Genomic DNA, 16413 nt, shown 5'->3' with positions numbered 1-16413 from the left:
ATTCTGAAATGATATTTCTATGAAGCGAGAGAAATGTCACCAAGAATGATGAAATCTTAGGTATGTCAAAATATTCAAACTACGTAGGTAGATTTACTTTGTTTATATCGGCCACAATTCTAATCATTAGATAAGTTATAGAGCTAAACAATACAATAAACTCTGGCCAAGCTTTTCCTAGTAATTGAACAACTTTCATCTCAAACTCCGATCTGATGGTTCATCAATTTCCAATCGTACTTTCTTTTGTTTTGTACTTGTATCCTACATAAAACAGACCAAGCAGAATTGGATAAGTTTCTGGATAAAACAGAGTGTTGATCGGATTTTTCATAATCAAATACGTTGCGATATAAAGAATAATCGATACGACAAAATACCCCTCAGCAAATCCTAATAAGATTTTTTTCATAGCAGACTCCTATTTACCTGAAAAGAGTGCTCGAGTTGTTAAAATAGCTCCACCTGTATATACAAAACCTTTTACAAAACCAACTGCCACAGGGATAAGAAGGGGAAATGATCCCCCTTGAATTTCCTGCAAGTCCGTATCAGTCATTGTTTCAAATTCTAAAATAGATTTTTCCATATCATCTCCTCCTTCTATTACCATCTACCCGTCACATAATTATAACCTGCAATTCCTGCTGCAGTAATTCCACCAGCAATTTTAGCTGCTGTCACAGGATTAGCAATCACCCAAGCTACAATCGGCCATGCTCCCCCATTCACATCCGTCAACTCTTCTTCTGTAAGAGCTACAAAGTTCTGTTCCATGTTGTCAAAGTTTGTCATTTGTTTTCTCCTTTATTTTTAGTTTACGGTTTTTAGGCTTTAAACCATTTTAAAAACCAGATTGGGTAAATTACTGAAATCATTTCCTTATCTCCTTCCTTTTCTTCTCACTTTTTTATTCGAGAAGTAATTTAAAATGAACAGGTAAATTTCATTTATTTTAAATACCATTTGATCAACCATGGCAATAAGATTGGTAAATACATCACATAGTCTCCTTCCCTTTTTCCTTACCTATCTATTCGAAAAACAATTCGAAAATGAACAATTCATTCATTTTTATTTTAAAAACCACCTAATGAACCACGGATAAAAACCGGTAACATACATAAACGTTCCTCCTTTTTCTTTCTCATATCTTTATTCGCAATTTCTACTAAAAGCTTCTCTTTTTCTGCAAACAAAAAAACAACATGACTTGCATGTTGCTTTTGGCTATTTTTTATCTTTAATAATTGCTACTACATCCGCTACACTTTGAAGTTGATCGATTTCCTCATCAGTGATTTCGATACCAAATTCATCTTCTAGTGTCAAGACAAACTCCATCAAGTCCACTGAGTCCGCATCTAAATCGTCTTTCAAACTCAAGGCCTCTGTTACGGCAAAGTCTTCTCCCTGTCGCTCTTGGATAATGGTTACAATACGGTCAAAAATTTCTTTTTCTGTCATCTTTTTTATTCTCCTGAAAATTCACGCGCAGTCTGAGCAACTACGTCTGTTTCTAGCATGGTACGAATCTGACGAATCGTACTGTATACAGCCTTGGCATCACTTGAGCCATGGGTCTTAACAACAGGTGCCTTGACACCAAACAAAACTGCTCCTCCAACATCTGAATAGTTGAGCTGGGTCTTCAACCCTTTAAGACTATCCTTGAGAAGTAGAGCACCTAGCTTCGCTCGAAGGCCACCACCCGTAATAGCATTTTTAAGCAATCCCATGATTCCCAAAGCTGTACCTTCAATGGATTTGAGAACAGCGTTTCCCGTGAAACCATCTGTTACGACAACATCCGCAACGCCATTCATCAGATCACGCGCTTCCACGTTTCCGACAAAGTTCAAACTTTCATCAGCTACTAGCAAGTCGTATGTTTCCTTACGAAGCGGATCTCCCTTGCTGCTTTCTGTTCCGTTGTTGAGCAAACCAACACGTGGTTTTGCAATCCCACGAACATTCTTGGCATAGAAGGAACCTAGGACAGCATATTGATGCAGGTGTTGGGCTGTATTTTCTGCATTGGCACCAAGATCCAGCATATCAAACCCTTTTCCATCTATAGTTGGCAATGTTGACATAAGTCCAGGACGGTCGATATTCTTGATGCGACCCACGATGAAGAATCCTGCAGCCAACAAGGCACCTGTATTCCCAGCTGAGAGGACGGCGTCTGCTTCTCCCTCTTTGACTGCCTTGGCTGCCAAGACCATGCTGGCATTTTTCTTCTTACGGATAGCTTTTGTCGGCTCATCGTCTGAGTTAATTTTCTCATCCGTATGGATAATGCTGACGCGCTCTGTCGCCGTTAGATATTGCTTGATCTTGCTTTCATCTCCGTAGAGTTGAACCTCAATATCTGAAAAGTCAGCAAGGGCTTGATTGACACCCTCAACGATGGCTTGAGGTGCGTAATCGCCCCCCATAGCATCTACTGCAATTTTTTTCATTTATCTTCCTCTTTTAGTAATTGTCCCCAGTCTGCTAGGGAATCAATAAATTTCTTTGATTTTAGGTGAATCCCAACGTACTCTTCGTAGAGTTGATCCATAAACTTTCGTAAGTCTTGCTTGATTTCTGCCTTAAGCGAAATGGTCTCCAAGGTTTCAAAATTAATGGCTTGAAATTGATTGAGCAGATAAGGGATATTGGGATTTAGATGACAACGTCTCTCATCTTCATGATAATGCTCTGGGCAAAGGCAGGCTCCATATTTGAAAGAAAAGTCAAAGGCCTGACCGACCCGATGGCAAAAGACACACTCATTAAAATTAAGGCTGATTCCAAATCGAGTCAAGATTTGAATTTCAAAAATATTGGTTAAAACCTGATAATCTATCCCTGCTTCCATCAACTCCAGAGTCTTCCTCAAGAAAGCAAACAAGGGAGCATCCTGCTGATTATCCTGCAAACTAGCATCTGCAAGAGCTGCCACATAGGTAGCATAGGCCATGACAAAGAGATCACTATTAATCTTTGGAAAGGTCATGACCTCATGGTAGTCCTCGATGTAGCTAAGCCCGTCATCATTGATTCGCAAGAGAAATCGTGCCAACACCAAGGGCTGAATAACAGAAGCTAGTTTGGACTGACCAGCGTGTTTGACGAAAAACATGCGCTTGCCCGCTTGCTCGGTAAAGATCTTGACTAGCTTGTCATCCTCACGAAAGTTACGATTGTAGAGCACCAAGCCTTGACTCGTGATAGACTGAATCATGCTTCTCTCATGTACTCCTCAAGTCGTTTCATGGCCTCTCTGATCGTTTCCATGCTGGCTGCATAAGACAGACGCACATAGCCTTCTCCGTAACGTCCAAAGGCTGCACCAGGGATAAAGGCAACGGCCTTCTTATAGGCAAAATCCTTCAGAAAAGCAAAGGAGTCTTGATTGTAGCCCGCTGGAATCTTAGCAAAGATATAGAAGGCACCGTCTGGTTTGATAATCTCAAAACCAAGAGCTGTCATCTTTTCGATAATATAATCACGACGCTGAATGTATTCCTTCTTCATAGGCTCTGCGTCGTTTTTACCAGCGGTCAAAGCCTCCACCGCAGCATGCTGAGCCATAGTGTTTGCGGCAGTGACCAAGTATTGGTGACTCTTGATCAACTGAGCTGTGAAGGCCGCAGGAGCAAAGATGAAGCCTAAACGCCAACCTGTCATGGCATGAGACTTAGATAAGCCATTGATAATAATAGCCTGGTCTCTCAGCATAGTTCCCAAAGATACATGGGCTTGCCCTGTATAGGTCAATTCCGAGTAAACCTCATCACAGACAACAAAAATCTCATACTTGCGTAAAACGTCTGCCAAGGCTTCCAACTGCTCCCGACTATAGGTGATTCCTGTCGGATTGGCTGGATAGTTGAGAATAACTGCTTTGAGTTTATCCCCTTGCTCCAGAATGGCCTTTTCCAACATCTCAGGGGTCAAAACAAAACCATTTTCAGTTGTATCAATCTCGACAATCTCTGCCCCAACTAGATTGACAATCGGCTCATATCCTGGATAGGCAGGAGCTGGCAAGAGAACCTTGTCTCCTTCTTCTAAGATAGCTGTCAAAGTAGCAGATAAGGCCTCTGTCGCCCCAATTGTAACCAAGATTTCATTTTCAGGAGCATAGTCCAGTTGGTATTTTTCCTTAACAAAGTCACTAGCCGCCTGACGTAGAGTCAGCAGACCACTCATCCCAGTATAGTAGGATTGGTTCTGGTCAATGGCTCGCTTGGCTGCCTCCTTGATATGATCTGGTGTTGTAAAATCAGGTTCCCCCAAGGTCAAACGCAAGACCCCAGGAATCTCTGAAATAGCCTGGTCAAACTGGCGAATCAACGAAACTTGAATCTTGTCTAACTGTTTATTAAAGCGCTTGGTTAAGTCCATAGATATCCCCCTTGCTTACAGAACATAGTACTATTATACTACAAAAGCTCCCTGACCGCAAAATCCATCTGAAACCCGCATTTTTCACTTTCTGTTTTACTTTTCTTCTCGACAGGAGTATAATAATAAATGCTTATTTTCGGAGGTTTATATGTCATTTTTATCAAAAAATGGAGCAGGCATCTTTGCCTGCCTTCTCATTTCTATCGTATCTTGGTACTTAGGAGGATTCTTTCCTGTCATTGGCGCACCCGTTTTTGCCATTTTCATAGGAATGCTCCTAAATCCCTTTCTCTCATCCTATAAACAACTGGATGCTGGATTGACCTTTAGTTCTAAAAAATTACTCCAATATGCCGTTGTCTTGCTTGGTTTTGGTCTCAATATCTCGCAAGTCTTCGCAGTTGGGCAATCTTCACTCCCTGTTATCCTCTCCACCATTTCAATAGCCTTGATTATTGCCTACCTCTTCCAGCGCTTCTTTGCACTGGATACAAAACTGGCTATCTTGGTTGGAGTGGGATCTTCTATCTGTGGTGGCTCTGCCATTGCTGCGACAGCACCCGTTATCCATGCCAAGGAAAAAGAAGTTGCCCAAGCCATTTCCGTTATCTTTTTCTTCAATGTCTTGGCTGCGCTCATCTTTCCAACCCTAGGAACCTGGCTTCACCTATCCAATGATGGCTTCGCCCTCTTTGCAGGAACTGCGGTCAATGACACTTCCTCTGTAACGGCTACCGCCAGCTCCTGGGACAGTCTTTACCAGACCAATACCCTTGAGTCTGCAACCATTGTGAAACTCACGCGCACCCTAGCTATCATTCCCATTACGCTCTTTCTCTCCTACTGGCAAAGTCGCCAGCAAGAAAATAAACAAGGCGTACAGCTGAAAAAAGTCTTCCCACTTTTTATCCTTTACTTTATCCTGGCTTCTCTATTAACGACTCTTCTCACCTCTCTCGGTGTGTCTAGTAGCTTCTTTACCCCTCTTAAACAACTCTCCAAATTTCTCATTATCATGGCTATGAGTGCCATCGGTCTCAAAACCAATCTGATTGCCATGGTCAAATCCAGTGGGAAATCCATTCTTCTTGGAGGCCTTTGCTGGATTGCTATCATCCTTACCAGCCTAGGCATGCAGGCATTGATTGGTATTTTCTAACACAAAAGGTAGCCTACTGGCTACCTTTTTATTGTTCAAGAATTAAGCGTGTGTGTTCTCTCTTGATACAGCGATTCATCACGATGTCATCGCATCCTCCAGCACGCAAGATTTCTTCCGCTTCTAGATTTTCAAGTCCTAATTGCGCCCAGAAAATCTTGGCATCTGCCTTGAGAAAATCACGCGCCACATCTGGTAAAAACTCGCTCCGTCGGTATACATTGACAATGTCCACAGGAAAAGGAATCTCAACTAGACTGGCATAAGCCTTTTCTCCCAAAATTTCCCCACCTGCAGCCTTGGGATTAACTGGAATGATTTTATAGCCCCGAGCTTGCATTTCCTTGGTCACTCGATTACTAGTTGTTTCCTCACGGTCAGACAAGCCCACTACCGCTAACGTTTTACTGGTCTCCAGATACTGACGAATCACACCATCACTTGGATTGATATATTCTTGGCTCATAGAAATCCTCCTTTTTTCTCAGTATAGCATATTTTGAAAAGGCTTGCAGATTTTGACTACAAAAAATCTCCTAGCAAGAAAAGAAACCTGCTAGGAGAACGATCTATTTCAAGTGAAAGTTTAGATTTTTTTCTCGATACTAAATAATGGAGAAAGAGGACGTTTTTCGTGGATACGAATAATAGCATCGCCCAGAAGATGAGCAATCGAAATTTGTTCAATCTTATCAATCAAACGCTCTTCTGGTAGATAGATAGTATCCAAAACAACCAATTTCTTAATAGCTGATTTTTGGATATTGTCCATAGCTGGCCCAGAAAGTACTGGGTGCGTACAGCTTGCGTAAACTTCAACAGCACCTGCTTCAGCAAGAGCATCCGCCGCATGACAAATAGTTCCAGCTGTATCGATCATATCGTCAATCAAGATACAAGTCTTACCTTCTACCTTACCAATGATGTTCATCACTTCACTGGTATTCATCTTGTCTACACTACGGCGTTTGTCAATAATCGCAATCGGAGTTTTCAAAAACTCTGCCAATTTACGAGCACGAGTCACCCCACCATGGTCTGGGCTGACAACCACGTAGTCAGAGCCAACCATGCCACGACGTTCAAAATAGTCCGCAATCAATGGAGCACCCATCAAGTGATCTACAGGAATATCAAAGAATCCCTGAATCTGTGCAGCGTGCAAATCAATCGTCAACAAACGATCTACCCCAGCAACTTCTAGCATGTTTGCAACGAGCTTTGCAGTGATTGGCTCACGCGCGCGCGCTTTTCTATCCTGACGTGCATAGCCATAGTAAGGCATAACAACATTGACAGATTCTGCACTGGCGCGCTTCAATGCGTCCACCATAATCAAAATTTCAAGTAAATTATCATTTACAGGTGAACTAGTTGATTGTAGGATAAAGACGTGTTTTCCACGGATTGATTCTTCAATGTTGACCTGAATCTCCCCATCTGAAAATTGGCGAACAGTCGATTTCCCCAACTCTATCCCAATTTCTTGCGCCACACGCTCTGCCAATTCTCTATTAGAAGAAAGGGCAAACAGCTTTAAATCAGAAAAAGACATGATTTCCTCCGGTATTTATGTATCACTTGTTTTTACACAACATCTTCCATCTACCATTGTAGCGCTTTTTCCTTTATTTTTCAATCAAAAATAAAACAAGAGCAAACATTTATACCCTTGTTTTATGCTATTTTATATTAGCTATATTAAAACTAAAAATCCTACATTTTAACAATCGATTTTATGCTAGGATGAAATTTTTTCGAGACAAAGTTAGTATACTTCTCTCATACTTCCTGTATCCACATCATAGACAGCACCTGAAATAACCACATCATCAGGAATCAGTGGAGATTCTCGAAGCAATTGCATATCCTCTCTCACACTCTCTTCCACATCCTGGAATGGTAAAAAATCTTGATCAGACACATCGACTCCGAGCTCGTGTTTCAAATGTTCATGAAAACTTTCATTTTGAAAGGTTTGAGCTCCACAGTCTGTATGGTGAAGCACCACAATCTCTCTTGTCCCCATTTGTTGCTGGGAAATCACCAGTGAACGAATCATGTCCTCAGTTACTCGACCACCCGCATTCCGCAAGATATGAGCATCCCCAAGGGCCAAACCTAGAGCTTGCGCAACGTGTAGACGTGAGTCCATACAGGTCACGATAGCTACTCTGGTTTTGGGTTTAAGTGGCAGATTTAACTGCCCATGTAGGGCAACATAAGCCTGATTGGCTTGCATAAACTGTTCAAAATACGACACGATTCCCTCCTCAAAAATTTGATAATCAAATATTTCTCCTATCTTATCATTTTTAAGAGGATTTGTCACGGATTATGCAAAGACCTTCTTCAAAACTTCCTGAATCGTTGTCACACCAATGACTTCAATTTCCTTGGGTGGAGTGATTCCTGTCAAGGAATTCTTGGGTACATAAATCTTGGTAAAGCCCAGTTTTGCCGCTTCATTGATACGTTGTTCGATACGATTCACGCGCCGAATTTCTCCAGTCAGGCCCAGTTCACCCACAAAACATTCCTGAGGATTGGTAGGCTTGTCCTTGTAACTAGAGGCAATAGCCACTGCAACGGCTAAGTCAATAGCAGGCTCATCCAATTTCACGCCACCAGCAGATTTGAGATAGGCATCCTGATTTTGCAAGAGAAGCCCTGCTCGTTTTTCCAAAACAGCCATAATCAGACTTGCACGATTGAAATCAAGTCCTGTCGTCGTGCGTTTAGCATTTCCAAACATGGTTGGTGTTACCAAAGCCTGAACCTCCGCCAAAATCGGACGGGTCCCTTCCATGGTCACAACGATTGACGAGCCAGTAGCCCCATCTAAACGCTCCTCTAGGAAAACTTGACTCGGATTGAGTACCTCAACCAATCCACCCGACTGCATCTCAAAAATCCCAATCTCATTAGTGGAACCAAAACGGTTTTTGACTGCCCTCAAAATACGGAAGGTATGGTGGCGCTCCCCTTCAAAGTAAAGCACCGTATCCACCATATGCTCCAACATACGCGGACCCGCCAAGGTCCCTTCCTTGGTCACATGCCCTACGATAAAGATGGCAATGTTATTAGTCTTAGCCAACTGCATGAGTTCAGCTGTCACCTCACGCACCTGAGAAACAGACCCCTGCACCCCTGAAATCTCAGGAGACATAATCGTCTGGATAGAGTCGATGATGAGAAAATCTGGTTGGATGCGCTCCACCTCAGATCGAACACTCTGCATATTGGTCTCTGCATAGAGATAAAACTCGCTATCAATATCCCCCAAGCGCTCTGCACGGAGTTTAATCTGCTGGGCAGACTCCTCCCCACTGACATAGAGAACAGTCCCTACTTGGGACAGCTGAGTCGATACTTGTAAGAGAAGGGTTGATTTCCCAATCCCTGGATCCCCACCGATAAGGACGAGACTCCCTGGTACCACTCCGCCTCCAAGTACACGGTTGAATTCCTCCATCTCCGTCTTGGTTCGATTGACATTGATGGAAGTCACCTCAGCCAGTTTCATGGGCTTGGTTTTCTCACCTGTCAAGGACACACGCGCATTCTTGACCTCGGCAACCTCAACCTCTTCTACAAAAGAAGACCAAGACCCACAGTTAGGACAACGTCCCAGATATTTAGGGGAATTATACCCACAATTTTGACATACAAATGTCGCTTTTTTCTTTGCGATGATTCTAATCCTCTCATTTTAAAATTTCTTTTTTTCACGCTATCAACTATCTTTCTTTAAAACAGTCAATCCGCCATCATCTGCATAAGCATAATACTCTCCATCCGGACTAAAACCAAAAATATACGGTAAATAACCTTTATAAATTTGTACCCTAGTTTCTTTATCCTTTTCCCAAAAAATGGTTAAAATCGGATACTTCCCAGATTGATCTTTTTCCATTGTCACTCGGATATCTTCCCCATTGTCCAAAGGGAGACTTCCACCATATTGTCCCGCAATAGAAATGGGAGAATCACAGCCCTCATACATGGCTACTAATTCCGTCTCATCATAATCCCCATCTACAGGAGTTACCTGATCATTTTCACAGTCAATTATTGACATATATTCTGAAGAAATACAAAGAATTTTATAATAGGCTTCCGGAAGAAAAGCTAAGTAAAGAAATCCTCCAATACTGATATTATAGACTTTCTTATACCCTTGACAATTTTCTGGAGTAAAAGACTGAAAGTCTTTATAACTCATTTTATTATCCTTCTTTCTATCAGCTGATTTCTCCTGTTATGGTTTTGAAAGCAGGTCATTATCTTAGTGCCCAGTCGATCCAAATCCACCAGTACGAACTCCGTCTGCCTCATCTCCATCTGCAATTAAAAATGGAGCAAAGACAGCCTGAACTACACGTTCTCCAACTTCAAGAACAACTTCCTGATCGGTAATATTTTTCATCTGAGCCAAGATATGGCCTTCATTTCCCAGATTACCATAATAGTCTCCATCAATAACGCCAACAGAGTTGATCAAGACCAGACCTTTCTTACGAGGATTTGATGAACGGTCATAAAGATAGAGCACTTCAGTCGGCTGCATATAGGCCTTAACACCTGTCGGAACCAAAACAATCTCTCCTGGAGCAATAACCGTACGCACCGCAACCTTTAAGTCATAGCCAGCTGCATGGGCTGTCTCACGCTTAGGTAACAAATTTTCATCTGTAAAACTCGAAACCAATTCAAAACCACGAATTTTCATATCTTTCTCTTTTCTATTCTATAATCATTTATTCTAGGCTATTTTATCTTATTTATTCGAAAAAAGCACGAAAAAAGAGCACACAATTCACATCGCTTAGGGCTGCTGGATTCCTCCCCTGACCCGCTTCACGCAGAACTGTTGCTCCATTATTCATTATACCACATTCCCCTCTGTTTTTAAAGAGAAATTATTTTTTCCGTCGATTTCGGAAAAAGTCCTGCATAATCGCTGCACACTCACTCTCCAAAACTCCCGTTTCAACCTCTACACGATGATTGAGACGCTCATCTGTCAAAATATCGTACAAGCTCCCAGCTGCACCAAATTTCTGGTTTTTAGCCCCGTAGACTACGTTTGGAATACGGGCAAGCCCAATCGCCCCGCTACACATGACACAAGGCTCAATGGTCACAAAAAGCGTGCAATCCAGCAGGCGCCAACTCTCTTCACTCACATTCGCATTCTCTATAGCCATGATTTCTGCATGCATGACCGCCCGTTGCAACTCCTCGCGCGCATTATGCCCCCTACCAATGATTTCTCCATCCTTGACAATCACACAACCAATTGGAATTTCATCGTGTTCTAAGGCAATCTCAGCCTCTCTCAAAGCCTCTCTCATAAAAGCTTCTTTTTCTTCAACTGTATAATTCATCGTTCTTCTCTTTTCCTACTTGTCGATTTTATTATTATATCATGATTCTCAACACAAAAAAAGCCACCGAATGCGGTGACTTAATAGGGAGATTATTATGAAAAAGAAAAGTTTAGGATATTTGTTACAACAAGTTAGGAGGTCTTCTTGTAACTGTCTATAGTATACCCAACCTGTCTTAAACTAATCTTAAAAATCTCCTATGACCAAACACTTTCTAAAATATTAGTTTGTTCACGACCAGGTCCTACTGAGAAAGTTGAGATACGAACACCAACCAACTCGCTTACACGACGAACATAGTTACGTGCATTCTCAGGAAGGTCTTCCAAATTACGGACTCCAGTGATGTCTTCTGACCAACCTGGCAATTCCTCGTAGATTGGCTTGCAGCGTTTCAACTGCTCAAGACTAGCAGGATAGTAATCAATACGTTGACCATCAAGATCATAGGCCACACAGATTTTCACAGTATCCAAACCACTCAAAACATCGATAGAGTTCAATGAAAGATTGGTAATCCCAGATACACGACGGCTGTGACGCATCACAACTGAGTCAAACCAACCCACACGACGTGGACGACCAGTTGTTGTACCATATTCATGACCTACTTCGCGGATGCGATCTCCCACTTCATCAAATAATTCAGTTGGGAAAGGTCCGTCTCCTACACGACTTGTGTAGGCTTTACATACACCTACAACCTTGTCAATCTTACTTGGGCCAACACCAGACCCAATTGTCACACCACCAGCGACAGGGTTTGACGACGTAACAAATGGATACGTACCTTGGTCGATATCTAGCATAACACCTTGCGCACCTTCAAACAGCACACGTTTGCCATTATCAAGCGCATCATTCAAGATAACGGATGTATCTGTCACGTATTGCTTGATTTGTTGACCATATTCATAATATTCTTCAAAAATATCATCAACTGAAATAGGGGTGCTATCATATAATTTTTCAAACAAACGATTCTTTTCCGCAAGGTTGCGTTCCAAACGTTCACGGAAAATATCCTTATCCAAAAGATCCGCAATACGAATTCCAACACGAGCAGCCTTGTCCATATATGCTGGACCGATTCCCTTGATTGTAGTACCAATCTTGTTATCTCCCTTAGCCTCTTCTTGCAAGCGATCCAACTCAATATGATAAGGCAAAATAACATGCGCACGATCAGAAATACGCAAGTTATCAGTTGTCACACCTTCCTCATGAAGATAGCTCAACTCTTTCACAAGGGATTTTGGGTTCACGACCATTCCATTCCCAATAACAGAGATTTTATCAGGAAAGAAAATTCCAGATGGAATCAAGTGCAACTTAAATTTCTTACCATCGATCACAATCGTGTGACCAGCATTATCACCACCTTGATAACGAGCAATTACCTCTGCATTAGCAGAAAGAAAATCTGTAATTTTCCCTTTACCTTCATCACCCCACTGGGTACCTACAACAACAACTGAAGTCATAATAAAATTCGTCTGAGCTACTAGTAGCTCGTCCTTTCTCATATACATGGCAGGAATTTCACCCGCAATTATATCTTACAATTTATTATAAGAAAAAAACACTATTTTATCAAGAAGAAACAGGAGAAAAGATTTGGAAATTCTTTCATTTCTAAATACCAAAGTCTTTGATTATAAGCTAATTCTATATTTTTTAAAATATAGTTATAACTATTGTTCGTAATTATGATATAGATGCCCCCTATTGGATAAGAGTTGTACCACCTTGCAGTAATTTATCTAGATATAGACGATAAGCTGTTTTAAAGTGATATAGAGAAAAGTCCCTATCACTTTTAATTTTAAATCGGATTAAGTAATATAGTAAAAACCGAAGATGAAGTGATTCCCACTCTGAACAACTCTGGCCTAAAGAGGCATATTCTTGTTCAACTAGTTTCAAAAAGACAAATGCTCGATCATAAAATTTCTGAAGCATATAAAAATTCCCTTTCTTATTAGTAACACTAGTCTAACAAAAAAAGGAACTAAAAAAGCTTCAAATCCTATAAAAGAAGAATTTAAAGCTAAACGAACTATAAATAAAATAAAGAGGTAATTACAGATTTAAAAATTAAAATTTGAAATTTCAATAGTCCACTATATTTATAAATAAAAAAACGCTCAGTTGAACGTTTCGATTTATACTCCGCCAGTAGGACTCGAACCTACGACATCATGATTAACAGTCATGCGCTACTACCAACTGAGCTATGGCGGATAAAAGCTAAGCGACTTCCATATCTCACAGGGGGCAACCCCCAACTACTTCCGGCGTTCTAGGGCTTAACTGCTGTGTTCGGCATGGGTACAGGTGTATCTCCTAGGCTATCGTCACTTAACTCTGAGTAATACCTACTCAAAATTGAATATCTATCAAATACCAAGAAAACCGTCCGCTTTCATATTCTCAGTTACTTTGGATAAGTCCTCGAGCTATTAGTATTAGTCCGCTACATGTGTCGCCACACTTCCACTTCTAACCTATCTACCTGATCATCTCTCAGGGCTCTTACTGATATAAAATCATGGGAAATCTCATCTTGAGGTGGGTTTCACACTTAGATGCTTTCAGCGTTTATCCCTTCCCTACATAGCTACCCAGCGATGCCTTTGGCAAGACAACTGGTACACCAGCGGTAAGTCCACTCTGGTCCTCTCGTACTAGGAGCAGATCCTCTCAAATTTCCTACGCCCGCGACGGATAGGGACCGAACTGTCTCACGACGTTCTGAACCCAGCTCGCGTGCCGCTTTAATGGGCGAACAGCCCAACCCTTGGGACCGACTACAGCCCCAGGATGCGACGAGCCGACATCGAGGTGCCAAACCTCCCCGTCGATGTGAACTCTTGGGGGAGATAAGCCTGTTATCCCCAGGGTAGCTTTTATCCGTTGAGCGATGGCCCTTCCATACGGAACCACCGGATCACTAAGCCCGACTTTCGTCCCTGCTCGAGTTGTAGCTCTCGCAGTCAAGCTCCCTTATACCTTTACACTCTGCGAATGATTTCCAACCATTCTGAGGGAACCTTTGGGCGCCTCCGTTACCTTTTAGGAGGCGACCGCCCCAGTCAAACTGCCCGTCAGACACTGTCTCCGATAGGGATAACCTATCCGGGTTAGAGTGGCCATAACACAAGGGTAGTATCCCAACAACGTCTCCTTCGAAACTGGCGTCCCGATCTCATAGACTCCTACCTATCCTGTACATGTGGTACAGACACTCAATATCAAACTGCAGTAAAGCTCCATGGGGTCTTTCCGTCCTGTCGCGGGTAACCTGCATCTTCACAGGTACTAAAATTTCACCGAGTCTCTCGTTGAGACAGTGCCCAAATCATTACGCCTTTCGTGCGGGTCGGAACTTACCCGACAAGGAATTTCGCTACCTTAGGACCGTTATAGTTACGGCCGCCGTTTACTGGGGCTTCAATTCATACCTTCGGATTACTCCTAAGCACTCCTCTTAACCTTCCAGCACCGGGCAGGCGTCACCCCCTATACATCATCTTACGATTTAGCAGAGAGCTGTGTTTTTGATAAACAGTTGCTTGGGCCTATTCACTGCGGCTGACGTAAAGTCAGCACCCCTTCTCCCGAAGTTACGGGGTCATTTTGCCGAGTTCCTTAACGAGAGTTCTCTCGCTCACCTGAGGCTACTCGCCTCGACTACCTGTGTCGGTTTGCGGTACGGGTAGAGTATGTTTAAACGCTAGAAGCTTTTCTTGGCAGTGTGACGTCACTAACTTCGCTACTAAACTTCGCTCCCCATCACAGCTCAATGTTATAGATATAAGCATTTGACTCATATCACACCTCACTGCTTAGACAGACTCTTCCATTCGTCTGCTTTAGTTAGCCTACTGCGTCCCTCCATCACTACATACTCTAGTACAGGAATATCAACCTGTTGTCCATCGGATACACCTTTCGGTCTCTCCTTAGGTCCCGACTAACCCAGGGCGGACGAGCCTTCCCCTGGAAACCTTAGTCTTACGGTGGACAGGATTCTCACCTGTCTTTCGCTACTCATACCGGCATTCTCACTTCTATGCGTTCCAGCACTCCTCACGGTATACCTTCTTCACACATAGAACGCTCTCCTACCATACCTATAAAGGTATCCACAGCTTCGGTAAATTGTTTTAGCCCCGGTACATTTTCGGCGCAGGGTCACTCGACTAGTGAGCTATTACGCACTCTTTGAATGAATAGCTGCTTCTAAGCTAACATCCTAGTTGTCTGTGCAACCCCACATCCTTTTCCACTTAACAATTATTTTGGGACCTTAGCTGGTGGTCTGGGCTGTTTCCCTTTCGACTACGGATCTTAGCACTCGCAGTCTGACTGCCGACCATAATTCATTGGCATTCGGAGTTTATCTGAGATTGGTAATCCGGGATGGACCCCTCACCCAAACAGTGCTCTACCTCCAAGAATCTTTATGTCGACGCTAGCCCTAAAGCTATTTCGGAGAGAACCAGCTATCTCCAAGTTCGTTTGGAATTTCTCCGCTACCCACAAGTCATCCAAGCACTTTTCAACGTGCCCTGGTTCGGTCCTCCAGTGCGTCTTACCGCACCTTCAACCTGCTCATGGGTAGGTCACATGGTTTCGGGTCTACGACATGATACTAAGGCGCCCTATTCAGACTCGGTTTCCCTGCGGCTCCGTCTCTTCAACTTAACCTCGCATCATATCGTAACTCGCCGGTTCATTCTACAAAAGGCACGCTCTCACCCATTAACGGGCTCGAACTTGTTGTAGGCACACGGTTTCAGGTTCTATTTCACTCCCCTCCCGGGGTGCTTTTCACCTTTCCCTCACGGTACTGGTTCACTATCGGTCACTAGGGAGTATTTAGGGTTGGGAGATGGTCCTCCCAGATTCCGACGGGATTTCACGTGTCCCGCCGTACTCAGGATACTGCTAGGTACAAAGACTATTTTAAATACGAGGCTATTACTCTCTTTGGCTGATCTTCCCAAATCATTCTTCTATAGTCTTTGAGTCCACATTGCAGTCCTACAACCCCGAAGAGTAAACTCTTCGGTTTGCCCTCCTGCCGTTTCGCTCGCCGCTACTAAGGCAATCGCTTTTGCTTTCTCTTCCTGCAGCTACTTAGATGTTTCAGTTCACTGCGTCTTCCTCCTCACATCCTTAACAGATGCGGGTAACAGGTAGTACCTGTTGGGTTCCCCCATTCGGAAATCCCTGGATCATCGCTTACTTACAGCTACCCAAGGCATATCGTCGTTTGTCACGTCCTTCTTCGGCTCCTAGTGCCAAGGCATCCACCGTGCGCCCTTATTAACTTAACCTTATTTTTTGACCTTTCAGTCATAAACTCTTTTAATACTACAGCGTTTCGGTTTATTTTCTTGTTACTATTTGATATAGATATTCAATTTTCAATGTGCATTACTTGGTGAT

General features: G+C 42.8%; 17 protein-coding genes, 1 tRNA gene, 2 rRNA genes and 1 other RNA gene. 1 reads left to right on the top strand and 20 read right to left on the bottom strand.

Features of this window, described 5'->3' with window-relative positions:
* Positions 1–223: 223 nt before the first annotated feature.
* From DG474_RS00190 to DG474_RS00160, 7 genes are all read right to left on the bottom strand, one after another.
* A complete protein-coding gene (locus DG474_RS00190; RefSeq protein WP_000722238.1) occupies positions 224–412 on the bottom strand; it encodes a hypothetical protein in 189 nt (62 codons plus the stop codon).
* Between the two features lie 9 nt (positions 413–421).
* On the bottom strand, positions 422–589 hold the full coding sequence (locus DG474_RS00185) for a ComC/BlpC family leader-containing pheromone/bacteriocin (protein WP_255778242.1): 168 nt from the start codon (positions 587–589) through the stop codon (positions 422–424).
* Positions 590–606: 17 nt separating this feature from the next.
* Positions 607–795 (bottom strand): class IIb bacteriocin, lactobin A/cerein 7B family, encoded by a 189-nt coding sequence (locus DG474_RS00180; RefSeq protein WP_049501355.1) that lies wholly within the window; start codon positions 793–795, stop codon positions 607–609.
* A gap of 435 nt (positions 796–1230) precedes the next feature.
* Entirely contained in the window at positions 1231–1467 is a 237-nt protein-coding gene (locus DG474_RS00175) for an acyl carrier protein (protein ID WP_000136435.1), read from the bottom strand.
* Positions 1468–1472: 5 nt separating this feature from the next.
* Positions 1473–2465, bottom strand: a complete 993-nt coding sequence (gene plsX / locus DG474_RS00170) for a phosphate acyltransferase PlsX (RefSeq protein WP_255778241.1) — start codon at positions 2463–2465, stop codon at positions 1473–1475.
* A complete protein-coding gene (recO, locus tag DG474_RS00165) occupies positions 2462–3232 on the bottom strand; it encodes a DNA repair protein RecO (RefSeq protein ID WP_255778240.1) in 771 nt (256 codons plus the stop codon). The genes plsX and recO overlap by 4 nt, the downstream gene beginning before the upstream one ends.
* On the bottom strand, positions 3229–4398 hold the full coding sequence (locus DG474_RS00160; protein WP_200370601.1) for a pyridoxal phosphate-dependent aminotransferase: 1170 nt from the start codon (positions 4396–4398) through the stop codon (positions 3229–3231). The genes recO and DG474_RS00160 overlap by 4 nt, the downstream gene beginning before the upstream one ends.
* A gap of 151 nt (positions 4399–4549) precedes the next feature.
* On the opposite strand from DG474_RS00160, the gene DG474_RS00155 reads away from it, so the two are divergent.
* Positions 4550–5560: a YeiH family protein gene (locus DG474_RS00155; protein ID WP_076984873.1), complete on the top strand. Its 1011-nt coding sequence runs from the start codon at positions 4550–4552 to the stop codon at positions 5558–5560.
* Positions 5561–5588: 28 nt separating this feature from the next.
* Here DG474_RS00155 and DG474_RS00150 read toward each other — a convergent pair whose 3' ends face one another.
* The 13 genes from DG474_RS00150 to DG474_RS00090 form a co-directional block, all read right to left on the bottom strand.
* Positions 5589–6026: a CoA-binding protein gene (locus DG474_RS00150; RefSeq protein WP_000076968.1), complete on the bottom strand. Its 438-nt coding sequence runs from the start codon at positions 6024–6026 to the stop codon at positions 5589–5591.
* Between the two features lie 120 nt (positions 6027–6146).
* Positions 6147–7115, bottom strand: coding sequence for a ribose-phosphate diphosphokinase (locus DG474_RS00145; protein WP_000010175.1), 969 nt, complete (start codon positions 7113–7115; stop codon positions 6147–6149).
* A 213-nt stretch (positions 7116–7328) separates the two neighbouring features.
* Positions 7329–7823, bottom strand: coding sequence for a beta-class carbonic anhydrase (locus DG474_RS00140; protein ID WP_002876632.1), 495 nt, complete (start codon positions 7821–7823; stop codon positions 7329–7331).
* A gap of 72 nt (positions 7824–7895) precedes the next feature.
* Positions 7896–9260, bottom strand: a complete 1365-nt coding sequence (gene radA / locus DG474_RS00135; RefSeq protein WP_185756299.1) for a DNA repair protein RadA — start codon at positions 9258–9260, stop codon at positions 7896–7898.
* 39 nt (positions 9261–9299) lie between these two features.
* Entirely contained in the window at positions 9300–9788 is a 489-nt protein-coding gene (locus DG474_RS00130; RefSeq protein ID WP_061416456.1) for a hypothetical protein, read from the bottom strand.
* A gap of 63 nt (positions 9789–9851) precedes the next feature.
* Positions 9852–10295, bottom strand: a complete 444-nt coding sequence (locus DG474_RS00125; RefSeq protein WP_255778238.1) for a dUTP diphosphatase — start codon at positions 10293–10295, stop codon at positions 9852–9854.
* Between the two features lie 59 nt (positions 10296–10354).
* An RNA gene (ffs, locus tag DG474_RS00120) (signal recognition particle sRNA small type) lies at positions 10355–10453 on the bottom strand.
* Positions 10454–10485: 32 nt separating this feature from the next.
* On the bottom strand, positions 10486–10953 hold the full coding sequence (tadA, locus tag DG474_RS00115) for a tRNA adenosine(34) deaminase TadA (RefSeq protein WP_084933671.1): 468 nt from the start codon (positions 10951–10953) through the stop codon (positions 10486–10488).
* Between the two features lie 200 nt (positions 10954–11153).
* Positions 11154–12440 carry an adenylosuccinate synthase gene (locus DG474_RS00110; RefSeq protein WP_255778237.1) on the bottom strand — a complete coding sequence of 429 codons (1287 nt, stop codon included), beginning with the start codon at positions 12438–12440 and terminating at the stop codon, positions 11154–11156.
* Positions 12441–12681: 241 nt separating this feature from the next.
* Complete coding sequence (gene comW / locus DG474_RS00105; protein WP_242746665.1) at positions 12682–12918, bottom strand: sigma(X)-activator ComW; 237 nt, start codon at positions 12916–12918, stop codon at positions 12682–12684.
* Positions 12919–13126: 208 nt separating this feature from the next.
* Positions 13127–13200: transfer RNA gene (locus DG474_RS00100), tRNA-Asn, on the bottom strand.
* Between the two features lie 5 nt (positions 13201–13205).
* Positions 13206–13321 (bottom strand): 5S ribosomal RNA (gene rrf / locus DG474_RS00095).
* 77 nt (positions 13322–13398) lie between these two features.
* Positions 13399–16301 (bottom strand): 23S ribosomal RNA (locus tag DG474_RS00090).
* Positions 16302–16413: the final 112 nt, after the last annotated feature.

Source organism: Streptococcus oralis, assembly GCF_024399415.1.
GTDB classification, from domain to species: domain Bacteria; phylum Bacillota; class Bacilli; order Lactobacillales; family Streptococcaceae; genus Streptococcus; species Streptococcus oralis_CS.
Note: the sequence above shows the minus strand (reverse complement) of the source record. Positions and strands in the feature narration are given on the sequence as shown.

What these genes read in the sequence shown, in the direction of transcription:
- DG474_RS00185 (WP_255778242.1), bottom strand. Translation starts at nt 589, where the DNA reads ATGGAAAAATCTATTTTAGAATTTGAAACAATGACTGATACGGACTTG.
- DG474_RS00180 (WP_049501355.1), bottom strand. Translation starts at nt 795, where the DNA reads ATGACAAACTTTGACAACATGGAACAGAACTTTGTAGCTCTTACAGAA.
- comW (WP_242746665.1), bottom strand. Translation starts at nt 12,918, where the DNA reads ATGCTTCAGAAATTTTATGATCGAGCATTTGTCTTTTTGAAACTAGTT.
- DG474_RS00160 (WP_200370601.1), bottom strand. Translation starts at nt 4,398, where the DNA reads ATGGACTTAACCAAGCGCTTTAATAAACAGTTAGACAAGATTCAAGTT.
- DG474_RS00125 (WP_255778238.1), bottom strand. Translation starts at nt 10,295, where the DNA reads ATGAAAATTCGTGGTTTTGAATTGGTTTCGAGTTTTACAGATGAAAAT.
- DG474_RS00190 (WP_000722238.1), bottom strand. Translation starts at nt 412, where the DNA reads ATGAAAAAAATCTTATTAGGATTTGCTGAGGGGTATTTTGTCGTATCG.
- tadA (WP_084933671.1), bottom strand. Translation starts at nt 10,953, where the DNA reads ATGAATTATACAGTTGAAGAAAAAGAAGCTTTTATGAGAGAGGCTTTG.
- plsX (WP_255778241.1), bottom strand. Translation starts at nt 2,465, where the DNA reads ATGAAAAAAATTGCAGTAGATGCTATGGGGGGCGATTACGCACCTCAA.
- recO (WP_255778240.1), bottom strand. Translation starts at nt 3,232, where the DNA reads ATGATTCAGTCTATCACGAGTCAAGGCTTGGTGCTCTACAATCGTAAC.
- DG474_RS00145 (WP_000010175.1), bottom strand. Translation starts at nt 7,115, where the DNA reads ATGTCTTTTTCTGATTTAAAGCTGTTTGCCCTTTCTTCTAATAGAGAA.
- DG474_RS00110 (WP_255778237.1), bottom strand. Translation starts at nt 12,440, where the DNA reads ATGACTTCAGTTGTTGTTGTAGGTACCCAGTGGGGTGATGAAGGTAAA.
- DG474_RS00155 (WP_076984873.1), top strand. Translation starts at nt 4,550, where the DNA reads ATGTCATTTTTATCAAAAAATGGAGCAGGCATCTTTGCCTGCCTTCTC.
- DG474_RS00150 (WP_000076968.1), bottom strand. Translation starts at nt 6,026, where the DNA reads ATGAGCCAAGAATATATCAATCCAAGTGATGGTGTGATTCGTCAGTAT.
- DG474_RS00175 (WP_000136435.1), bottom strand. Translation starts at nt 1,467, where the DNA reads ATGACAGAAAAAGAAATTTTTGACCGTATTGTAACCATTATCCAAGAG.
- DG474_RS00130 (WP_061416456.1), bottom strand. Translation starts at nt 9,788, where the DNA reads ATGAGTTATAAAGACTTTCAGTCTTTTACTCCAGAAAATTGTCAAGGG.